Annotated in this window: 6 protein-coding genes and 1 pseudogene; 5 read left to right on the top strand and 2 right to left on the bottom strand. The window is 55.9% G+C overall.

The annotated features are described in order from the left end of the window. The coding region (locus tag ACSQ83_RS34520; protein ID WP_436231198.1) for a hypothetical protein at positions 1–333 on the top strand (333 nt) is incomplete at its 5' end. Here the strand turns inward: ACSQ83_RS34520 and ACSQ83_RS34515 are convergent. Then, positions 323–1261 carry an HNH endonuclease gene (locus ACSQ83_RS34515; protein WP_436231197.1) on the bottom strand — a complete coding sequence of 313 codons (939 nt, stop codon included), beginning with the start codon at positions 1259–1261 and terminating at the stop codon, positions 323–325. The two genes, ACSQ83_RS34520 and ACSQ83_RS34515, sit on opposite strands and share 11 nt — an antisense overlap. 462 nt (positions 1262–1723) lie before the next feature. Here ACSQ83_RS34515 and ACSQ83_RS34510 point away from each other — a divergent pair, with 462 nt between their 5' ends. The 3 genes and pseudogenes from ACSQ83_RS34510 to ACSQ83_RS34500 form a co-directional block, all read left to right on the top strand. After that, positions 1724–2092: a BlaI/MecI/CopY family transcriptional regulator gene (locus ACSQ83_RS34510; protein ID WP_414951613.1), complete on the top strand. Its 369-nt coding sequence runs from the start codon at positions 1724–1726 to the stop codon at positions 2090–2092. Between the two features lie 5 nt (positions 2093–2097). Then, complete coding sequence (locus ACSQ83_RS34505; protein WP_436231196.1) at positions 2098–3666, top strand: M56 family metallopeptidase; 1569 nt, start codon at positions 2098–2100, stop codon at positions 3664–3666. Positions 3667–3803: 137 nt separating this feature from the next. Next, a pseudogene (locus ACSQ83_RS34500) lies at positions 3804–4175 on the top strand (glutathione S-transferase C-terminal domain-containing protein); the annotation flags it as partial. 66 nt (positions 4176–4241) lie between these two features. Here ACSQ83_RS34500 and ACSQ83_RS34495 read toward each other — a convergent pair. Further along, on the bottom strand, positions 4242–5150 hold the full coding sequence (locus ACSQ83_RS34495; protein WP_436231195.1) for a LysR substrate-binding domain-containing protein: 909 nt from the start codon (positions 5148–5150) through the stop codon (positions 4242–4244). A gap of 379 nt (positions 5151–5529) precedes the next feature. Here ACSQ83_RS34495 and ACSQ83_RS34490 point away from each other — a divergent pair, with 379 nt between their 5' ends. Beyond that, complete coding sequence (locus ACSQ83_RS34490; protein ID WP_414951609.1) at positions 5530–6054, top strand: DoxX family protein; 525 nt, start codon at positions 5530–5532, stop codon at positions 6052–6054. Positions 6055–6065 lie beyond the last annotated feature (11 nt).

Genomic DNA, 6065 nt, shown 5'->3' with positions numbered 1-6065 from the left:
CGATGGCAGGCATCGAACAACCCTAAACGAACGGAGCCGCACGGCACCTCTCTCATCGCAAATGTAGGCCTCCACGCGCTCTCAGCAGCTCGTGGCCGGACTGCCGGCTCCCGGCACCTGCGCTCAAACCGCGCGCTGGCGCATCAAGCTGAAAAAATAAAATGCATTTCACGCGTGCGCATTTGGGCTTCGGGAGGCCATGCGTTGGACGATGCGGCGGTTGATGACGCTTTTGTTTCTGGCGCCAATACCATCAAATCGGAAGAGCCGTGCGCTCAACTGGCCGCATCATCAGCGCGACTAACAAACGAAATTTGCCTGTTTATCGTCTGAACCGCGACGCATAGTCCAGCAGTTTCTGGTTAAGGTTTTCCTTGTCCGGGCTGTAGTGTGCTTCTGTATGGCAATTCGGGCAGATGGCTACACAGTTCCACGGGCGGTCACCGTTCCTGACCCCGAGGATATGATGGACTTCTAGAAAGCCTGCAAAGCGCTGCTTTTCACCGCACCCATCACGCTCACAACGATCGGTGCGCGCGAGCACGGCCTTCCGGGTGTCCGCACGGCGCTTATACTGTTTCACGGTCCGAATCTGCTGTTCAGCATTGTCGCTGCCGATTTCACCGCGGTCATGCAGATCGTCAAAGGTGGTGTCATCGACATCGTTGTCATCGCGCTCGGCTTCATCAGTTTTAGTCTGGTTTGACGGCCAGCTGCGAGCGTGAGCTTGGGCAGCTTCCCGGTCGCCCTTGAACTTGATGAAAGAGGATGTCTGCGTTACCGCCGTGCCTCTCACAACGCCGAGCGCTGCGCATTCACTGTAAATCTGTTCCTTGACCGACGGCGGTACCTCCGGCTGGGAAAAATCTATGTGCCGACCGCAGACGTCCCAGACTGCTTCGACCGGACGGTGATTGGTAGAGCGCTGACTTTCACTCCTGCCCTTGTCGACCAGCCGGAAGATGTACTGTTTGCCGTCGTCCCCCGTCCACACATGAGTCGCGCCCGCGCTCGCAGCATGCCGCTCTTTCAGTTCGCCCCGAAAGCGGATGTGCCGTGTTTCCTGCAGGCCGTCGAGACCGAGCGTGCGCGCCGCATGGGCCACGCTCTTGTATCGGGTAGTTATGCCATCTACAGTGACCTCGGCAGCATGCTGTTCGCCACGCGCGCGAGCAATTTCCGGATTTTTCCACGAAGCCTTCACGCCCTCACTGACACTTTGACGAGGCGACCGGGAACCTCTTTTGGGTAGACGGCTCATTTTGTATTTCGGGATCGTGCCCGCTTCGATTAAGAGATAAGTCTCTTTTCTAAGACTAAAAGTACTATAGCCAAAATTAGCCGAGAGTTGATTCCCTCCCTTGCCGTGCGTCCGTTGTTCGATGAGGAACGGTCACTCAGATGTTCAACGCTCGTCGATTCGAATGACAGCTCCTGTCCGCATTCTGTCTTCCTTGGTCGACTTATCTGGACGTGGTTCGGAACCTCGGACCGAACGCAACTTACGCCCGCTTTCGAAGTACAGCAGCGTTCCTCACCCATCTTGCAAGGCGCCCGTCAGGGAGAATCGACGATGAAAGTCGTCCGCGTTCAAAATTATAGCGGTCGCAACTCCGAACGCTTCCGCTTCCGCCGCTAAGCTCCGAATCACATCAACTAAAAGAATAGTTGACAGCTCACCACTCCGATCCTACGATCTACTAAACCTTTAGTAGGAGTCATTTTGGACATCTCGCTGACTGACCGGGAAGCCGACGTCATGCAGATACTATGGGAGCGCGGCCCCTCAATTGTGAGTGAGGTTCGTGACGGACTTACCGATGACCTCGCCTACACCACGGTTCTGACGATCCTTCGCACGCTGGAAAGCAAGGGTTATGTAACTCACGTAGAAGAAGGCCGTGGGTATCGCTATGCAGCCGCCGTTCAGCAGCAAGCGGCCCGAAAAAGCGCTTTGCGGCACCTCACTAGCAAGCTATTCGCAGGATCGACAGAACTGCTATTTGCGCAGCTGGTGGCCGACAAAAATCTTACGCCGAAGGAAATACGTCGTATGCGTGAGCTACTGAAAGAGAGACCTGACGAGGAGTAATCGCGATGCTGACGTGGATGATTTATGCGGTGTCGGTATCGGCGGTTCTATCTGCAGCCGCACTTATTGCGGAACACTCCGCACGGCAACGGCGATCGTCCAGCAGATGGTTCTGGCTACTCGCGATCGTCGCATCACTAGCAATTCCGGCGGCTATGACGTCGGTTTCAATCGAAATCCCCGTAGAGCTGAGGCCGTCAGTGCCTCAGAATGTGATCGCCTTGCATGAGATCACATCCACTCATCTATCGCCCGCAATCTGGATCGAGAACCATGACGGTAGGTCCTCGGCGTTCCAGCACGTTCAACTCCATGCGAAAGACGTGTGGTATGCCGCATCAGTGTTGATGATTTTGATTTTGCTGATCGCCGCAACGCATTTGCACTGGCGCAAACGGCAGTGGACTACGGTATCTGTCTGCGACGTTTCGGTGTATCTGTCGGTCGACGTCGGTCCCGCGGTTGTCGGCCTTCTTCGTCCACGGATCGTTCTTCCAGCCTGGCTTCTAGATTCGCCCCTGGAGCAACAGGCTGCCGTTATCGCGCACGAAAGATCGCACATAGATGCTCATGACCCGACTCTCCTTACGATCGCACTCTGCCTGATCGCGTTCATGCCATGGAACCTGCCGCTTTGGTGGCAGCTGCGACGACTCAGGTGTGCTATTGAGGTCGACTGCGACGTGAGAGTCCTGAAGGCTGGATATAAAGTTGCCATTTATGGCGAAACGCTGATTGCGGTGGGAGAAAGACAATCGCGATATATCGGATCAGTAGCCGGTATGTCCGAGTCGAGATCTTTTTTGGAGCGGCGTCTAAAACTGATGTTGCAGAAGCCTGTAAAACGGAAATTGCTGGTTGCAGTACTTCTCGGATGTATGTCAATCACGCTGGCTACTCTGGCCGCACAAGTGAGCCCACCAATCATGAACGATGCTTCGAACGAACATACTCAAGTGCCGGTATCCGCTGAAATTCTGGATCGATACGTTGGCGCGTACAGTATTTCTGATACAGCTGTGATGAACATTCGACGGGAAGGTGACCATCTGGCGTCGAAAGTGACGGGGCAAGTATGGATTGAAGAGTTCCCCATGAGTGATACGGCGTTTTTTATGAAAGTCCTCAAAGTGACCCAGACGTTCGTGGTTGATGATCAAGGACATGTGACCGCGTTAATTCATCATCAGAACGGTCACAATCGCACGTTTCCACGAATCGATACAGCCGAGGCGGAGAAGGTCGAGGCAGCTCTCGCTGCGAAGGTCAAGAGTCAGACCGCCACTCCGGGGAGCGAAGCTGCATTGCGCCGGAACATTGACAGCTTGCAGTCGGGACACCCGAGATACTCCGAAATGTCTCCTGGGTTACAAGAAGCTACGCGCGAGCAACTGTCCAGAATGGCCGAGCAGATGACGCAATGGGGTCCTATTGAAACTGTCCGGTTTTTGGGTGTCGGCAGCCAAGGTTGGGACATATATCAGGTTACACATGCTTCCGGGTCTGCCATCTGGCGTATCCATCTTGCCGCTAACGGCATTATCGACGGCCTGCTCGTACAAGCCGGTCCGTAAATGTGTTTCAGGAATGAGCAGCCTAAACAGCCAGGATCGATTCATCGACCGCTTTGAAGGTTGAATCGGTCAGGCGACCGTGAGCGCGCGAGTGATGGCGAATGATTTCGTTTGGCCGGCCACTGCCTCTCCATTGATTTGCCGCGCTCAACTCCGTTGAGCCGCCGATTCTCGATCTCCAGACCACCAAGTTTTAGGAGGGCAACAAGACCTGTTACAAGGAGTGTTTGCCTTTGGTCGTGGATCGCATTCGTGACCGGCTGGGCGAGCTTTCCGACCGCCTCGGCAGCGCCGACTGGCTCGATGGTGCGTTCAGCGCAGGCGACCTGATGATGGTGTCGGTGCTATTCAGATTGAAAGCATCGGGTCTGCTAAACGAATATCCGAACCTGTCAGCCTATGCCGCCCGTGGCGAAGCGCGGCCAGCCTACACGCGTGCTTTCGATGCTCAATTGGCGGTTTTCATCGCTAGCCAGGAACGGGGGATTGACGGAGGTCGGCACGAATGACTCCAGCTTCGCCGTTACGTTCGCTTCAAATCAAGCGGCGAATGTGCCTGCGCCTGGCTGCATCGATCACGATGGGAGTGAGCCAGCATGCGAGTACCTTATTTCCTCATCGATGGCCTCCAGCACAATGTCAGTGAGTCTTTTCACCGCCGCATGAGGCTGTGCTTCCGCCCGGTGAAGCGCCAGCGGTATTGCAGGAAGTGCCGGCAAACCCGTCGCTACAGGAACGAGGGCAGCGAGCGTTTTCGGCATATTGATCGTCGTGCGCAATGTGATGCCAAGTCCTGCTTCGACTGCCGCCCAAAGACCTGAGAGACTAGGCGTGGTGAAGACGAGCCGCCAGGGAATGCCGGCCTCGTCGAGCGCCGCGATGCCAGCGGTGCGAAATGAACAGGGTGGCTCGAACGCAACCAAGGGTAGCGGCTCCTGTCCGAGGCTTTGAAGGCCGCCCCAATCAGGACGTCCGATCCAGGATATCGAAAGGTCGGCTAACCGTTGAGCGTGAGGCGCACTGCCGTCTCCCCAGACGAGCGCCATGTCCAAGTCGCCTTTGATTGTCTTCTCGACCAGCGGCACGCTTCGGTCGACTTGGACCTCCACTCTGACATTGGGGTGCGCCCTGGAGAAGCGTCCTAGAACAGCCGGCAAAAACGTATCTGCGAAGTCTTGGGGCAATCCAAGTCGAACCCAACCTTCAAGACCCGAGCCACGGATAGTGTCCACGGCCTCGTCATTGAGCTCCAGCAAGCGCTTCGCGTAGCTCAACAACCCTTCTCCGGCCGTGGTCAGCGCAAGTCCTCTGCCTGACTTCTGCACGAGAGGCTGGCCAATTTGCTCTTCGAGCTTGCGCAACTGCGTGCTCACGGCCGATTGAGAGCGGCCGAGCCGGTCAGCCGCTCGCGCGAAACTGCCAAGTTCGAAGCCGGTCACAAAGGTACGCAGAACGTCCATATCGAGATTCGTGCGAACGGCCATGATTCGACTACTCCGATGGAATACATTAAAAATCCAGGATTTTCAGAAGCATTATTCTGTCCGATCCCGGTCGGGGTCAAGGCGGTTCTCTCCGCACTCCCGTCACTGCGGCACCGTCACCTTCGAAGTTGCCACTTCTCTTACGCCGGTCGATCGCCGTAATCGCGGCCGTTTCAAACGCAAAGGAATCCTGACTACCTTTTCATTTCCAGCAAGGCGTCAATCGCTGCAATTCTTAATTCCAAAACGTTGTCATAAAAAATTTTGAGTCCACTGTAACCAACTCGTCCGTACGAACGAATCAACAGAGGCATGCCGCTTTCCGCAGGAACTTCCTGACGGTGGCGTCGCTTATGTTTTTACCGGTAAGGATTTTCGTATGGAAACGATTTCGAACTTTTTCCGCTCGCTGACTTCATCTGATTCTCCACTCGCTGCATCGCTCGCCCGTTGGGCACCCATTCCCCTGCGATTGATAGTCGGATACGGCTTCATCGCTCACGGCTACGCAAAGATCGTCAAGCATCCCGAGGTCTTCGCCATGATCCTTCAGGCACTCGGCGTTCCCGCTCCGCACTTTATGGCATGGGCGACCATCATGATCGAACTCCTGGGCGGTCTCGCCATCCTCCTTGGCGCGCTCGTGCCGCTTGCCAGCATACCCATGGCGGTTGTCTTGCTTGTCGCAATCCTCACCGTTCACCTGCCCTTCGGCTTCACATCGATCAAGCTGATGGCGGTGACTGCGGCGGGACCACAGTTCGGGCCGCCCGGCTATGAAACGGACCTGCTGTATCTGGCGTGTCTCGCGGCTCTTGTCATGGGAGGATCGGGGCCCTATGCGGTCGATGCCTTGATCAAGAGGAGCATTCAGCGCTTTACCGCCCGAGCGAGCCTTACTTAGGCATGGCGCGA

Source organism: Caballeronia sp. LjRoot29 (genome assembly GCF_964252755.1).
Classification (GTDB): domain Bacteria; phylum Pseudomonadota; class Gammaproteobacteria; order Burkholderiales; family Burkholderiaceae; genus Caballeronia.
This window is presented reverse-complemented; position numbering and strand designations above follow the sequence as displayed.